We start from the raw sequence: 3,630 nt of genomic DNA on the forward strand, positions 1-3,630 counted from the left end.
CTATCATCTTCATATGCCATCTTGATTTTTAGGGACATTTACTGAATATCCCTATTTATCTTCATAGAGAATTATTACTCCCTTCTCTAAAATAGAGATCCTCCTTTTTAAATTTGCAAAACTCTACTTTTACTTATTAAGAAGCAAGCAATAAATACTAAAAAAACAGAAGTTAAAATCAGACTGTCACTCTTTGAGTAACCCCCCCGGCACTTACCAAATAAAGTCCTCTTGATTTAGGCTGAAGTTCAGACAATCCAGGACCAGCATACGTATCCATTACCAGACTACCTACAATAGTATAAACTTTGACTTTGACTTTTTTGGAAGAGCGAACATAAATAGAACCATTACTGGCATATATTTGAACAGAATCTTCGGGTAAATCATTTTGTACCATGTTGACTTCAGCAGACATAGGCATATAATTATCTGCCGTCCGGAAAAAATCTTGCCCATAAACAGACTCCTGACGAGCAGATACCTGAACTACAGCCCAAGATACCAACAACGTAAAAATGACTAGTTTTATAGTTTTCATATTTTCCTCTCCTTGAACAGATTCCTTAATTAGTGCCTAAAGATACATCTTTTTTGCCATCTTGAAAAAATTTCTGATGTTAATTATAAAAAAATAATCGGTTTAGGAATATTTGGAATATAATAAAAAGGCAATTACTCCGTTTTATTTGATTCATTATCCCAAGAATACACTCTATTCGGATTCTTAGGAAACCATCCTTTCCGTACCCGTTCTTCCTGTTCAAATATTTCTTTTATAGTCCAAAACGATGAAAAAGAAAAAACTCCGAGCAAAGCAGCGAACAATACATTATCTGTTATCAAAGAACCTGCCACACCTAAAATACCCAACAGTAAAAACACCCACCAATAACGAGTTCCCCAATAATATTCAACTTTCACTACTATAGGATGAAACAAACCTATAATTAAAAATGTAGAAACCCCGATAACCAATCCCAATAAATGATACTCTTCTAAAAACTCCATTTCAAAAAATATTGAAAAAAGAGTGTCCGGACTTAATCGCAAACACTCTTAATTATATCATCAATAACCTAACTCTTTTTGCCGTTTAACTTCATCCAAAACCGAATCAAGGCAAATAGCGAGCTGTTCGGCTATACCTTTGCCGCAATTTTCATCAGCTTGATAAAAACGGGCTACAGCCCGTATCTGTATCTCTTCTGGAACTCCCTGCATAGCCGCCGCTACATTAGAATGAATCCGCAACTTTTCATCGTCAGGCACAAGCCTGTATAATGCTCCGGGCTGAGAATAATAATCCTTATCCTTCCGGTTATCATAATTCCAAGCATCTCCATCTAAAGTCAAAGGAGGCTCATTGAATTTCCCGTCATCCGTCGGTCCTCCGAAACTATTCGGTTCATAATTAACCTGAGCGCCATTATTTCCATCAACTCGCATATAACCGTCACGATGATAATTATGAACAGGACATATAGGCTTATTTACCGGTATCGTATCCGAATTCACTCCTAAACGATAACGTGCCGCATCAGCATAAGCGAACAAACGTCCTTGCAACATCTTATCCGGAGAAAACGAAATTCCCGAAACGACACTTGCCGGATTGAATGCAGCTTGCTCAACTTCTGCAAAATAGTTTTCCGGATTCCGGTTCAACTCAAGAATTCCGACATCGATCAAAGGATACTCTTTTTGACTCCACACTTTCGTCAAATCAAACGGATTTTCTTTTCGGTTACGAGCCTCATCTTCTGTCATTATCTGAATGCAGAAACGCCATTTGGGGAAATTTCCTTTCGCAATATTTTCAAATAGGTCTCGCTGTGAGTATTCTCGATCCTTTGCAACAATAGACGCAGCTTCCGAGTCGGTGAAATTAGCAATGCCTTGTAAACTTTTAAAATGGAATTTCACCCAAAAACGCTCTCCTTCAGCATTAATAAAACTATAAGTATGGCTTCCGAAACCATGCATGTGACGATAATCTTGAGGAATACCCCGATCGCTCATCAAAATCATCACCTGATGCAGAGTTTCAGGAGAAAGACTCCAAAAATCCCACATGGCAGTATTGCTACGCAGATTAGTTTTCGGATCTCTCTTCTGTGTATGAATAAAATCAGGAAATTTTAACGGGTCTCTGATAAAAAATACTGGAGTATTGTTTCCTACTAAATCCCAATTTCCTTCCTCCGTATAAAACTTAACAGCAAATCCACGTACATCCCGTTCGGTATCTGCCGCACCTCGTTCTCCGGCAACAGTAGAAAAGCGAAGGAAAAGATCTGTTTTTTTACCTACCTCAGAAAATAGAGCTGCTTTCGTATATCGGGTTATATCCTCGGTAACGGTTAAATTTCCATATGCTCCTGAGCCTTTTGCGTGTACCACCCGTTCTGGAATACGTTCTCGGTTAAAATGCCCCAACTTCTCCATATACCAGACATTTTGCAACAAAGCAGGACCTCTCTCTCCAGCAGTTAGAATATTCTGATTATCCGCAACAGGGACACCTGCTTGAGTAGTTAATTGAATCTTTTCCTTTTCTTTCATACTCTATATAATTAATAATTATTCTTTTTCCGCTCGAAATAAGCTTGCGGATGAGCACATGCCGGACATTTTTCCGGAGCTTTCTTGCCTTTATGTACATATCCGCAATTGCGGCATTGCCATTCTATTTCTTCATCTTCTTCAAAGAATTTTCCGGCTTCTACTCTTGCCAACAATTTACGATAACGAGCTTCATGTTCGGCTTCTACTTTAGCAACCATCTTAAATGTTACCGCAATAGCAGGAAAGCCTTCTTCTTCAGCAATTCGAGCGAACTCAGGATATAAATCTGCCCATTCTTCATTTTCTCCGTCAGCTGCTGCCTTCAGATTTTCAACCGTAGTAGAAATAACACCGGCCGGATAAGATGCAGTAATCTCGACCATACCCCCTTCAAGATATTTGAAGAATTTTTTTGCATGCTCCTTTTCCTGTTCTGCCGTTTCCATAAATACTCCGGCAATTTGTTCATAACCTTCTTTTTTTGCCACACTTGCAAAGAACGTATATCGGCTTCTCGCCTGAGATTCTCCTGCAAATGACTTTAACAAATTCTGTTCTGTTTTTGTTCCCTTAATACTCTTTTCCATAATCTTGTTTTTAATTCAATTAGTAATTCTCTATATTTCCTATCAATTGTACTTTCACATCCTTCAACTCAAATCCGGGAATTTTTCTATTTTGGATAAATGTCCAGATCAATTCGGACAACTCATTATCATAAAAATCCTGTATCTCATGAGTTTCTTCACTATATAAATGATAATGCCGGCTTAGATTCGTATCGAAATACATTTTATTATCAACAGTCAATACTCTTTCTATCACTCCAGCTTTTGCAAAACAATCTAACGTATTATAAACCGTAGCGACAGTTACAGTCGGCAAGATACTTCTTACCCTCTCAAGCACTGCTTCTGCAGAAGGATGCTTAAGAGATAACAAAGCTTCATACACAGATATACGCTGAGGTGTCGCCTTTACCCCTTTTGATTGAAATAATTCTATGATTTCATTTACCCTCATCAACAATACTTGTTTTTAAACTGCGGTACAAATATAATT

Annotated in this window: 5 protein-coding genes; all 5 read right to left on the reverse strand. The window is 37.9% G+C overall.

Features of this window, described 5'->3' with window-relative positions; genetic code table 11:
- Positions 1 to 178: 178 nt before the first annotated feature.
- Positions 179 to 541 carry a hypothetical protein gene (locus AC1WHX_RS11150; RefSeq protein ID WP_302545428.1) on the reverse strand — a complete coding sequence of 121 codons (363 nt, stop codon included), beginning with the start codon at positions 539 to 541 and terminating at the stop codon, positions 179 to 181.
- A gap of 134 nt (positions 542 to 675) precedes the next feature.
- Complete coding sequence (locus AC1WHX_RS11155) at positions 676 to 1,011, reverse strand: DUF4491 family protein (protein WP_022601497.1); 336 nt, start codon at positions 1,009 to 1,011, stop codon at positions 676 to 678.
- 60 nt (positions 1,012 to 1,071) lie between these two features.
- Entirely contained in the window at positions 1,072 to 2,565 is a 1,494-nt protein-coding gene (locus AC1WHX_RS11160; protein WP_302545429.1) for a catalase, read from the reverse strand.
- 11 nt (positions 2,566 to 2,576) lie between these two features.
- The gene (gene rbr, locus AC1WHX_RS11165) at positions 2,577 to 3,155 is read right to left on the reverse strand and encodes a rubrerythrin (RefSeq protein WP_009317760.1); all 579 of its coding nucleotides are present in this window, start codon (positions 3,153 to 3,155) and stop codon (positions 2,577 to 2,579) included.
- A 19-nt stretch (positions 3,156 to 3,174) separates the two neighbouring features.
- Positions 3,175 to 3,591 carry a Fur family transcriptional regulator gene (locus tag AC1WHX_RS11170; protein ID WP_022391308.1) on the reverse strand — a complete coding sequence of 139 codons (417 nt, stop codon included), beginning with the start codon at positions 3,589 to 3,591 and terminating at the stop codon, positions 3,175 to 3,177.
- Between the last annotated feature and the right edge of the window lie 39 nt (positions 3,592 to 3,630).

Source organism: Coprobacter sp. (genome assembly GCF_982436375.1).

What these genes read in the sequence shown, in the direction of transcription:
- AC1WHX_RS11150 (WP_302545428.1), bottom strand. Translation starts at nt 541, where the DNA reads ATGAAAACTATAAAACTAGTCATTTTTACGTTGTTGGTATCTTGGGCT.
- AC1WHX_RS11155 (WP_022601497.1), bottom strand. Translation starts at nt 1,011, where the DNA reads ATGGAGTTTTTAGAAGAGTATCATTTATTGGGATTGGTTATCGGGGTT.
- AC1WHX_RS11160 (WP_302545429.1), bottom strand. Translation starts at nt 2,565, where the DNA reads ATGAAAGAAAAGGAAAAGATTCAATTAACTACTCAAGCAGGTGTCCCT.
- rbr (WP_009317760.1), bottom strand. Translation starts at nt 3,155, where the DNA reads ATGGAAAAGAGTATTAAGGGAACAAAAACAGAACAGAATTTGTTAAAG.
- AC1WHX_RS11170 (WP_022391308.1), bottom strand. Translation starts at nt 3,591, where the DNA reads ATGAGGGTAAATGAAATCATAGAATTATTTCAATCAAAAGGGGTAAAG.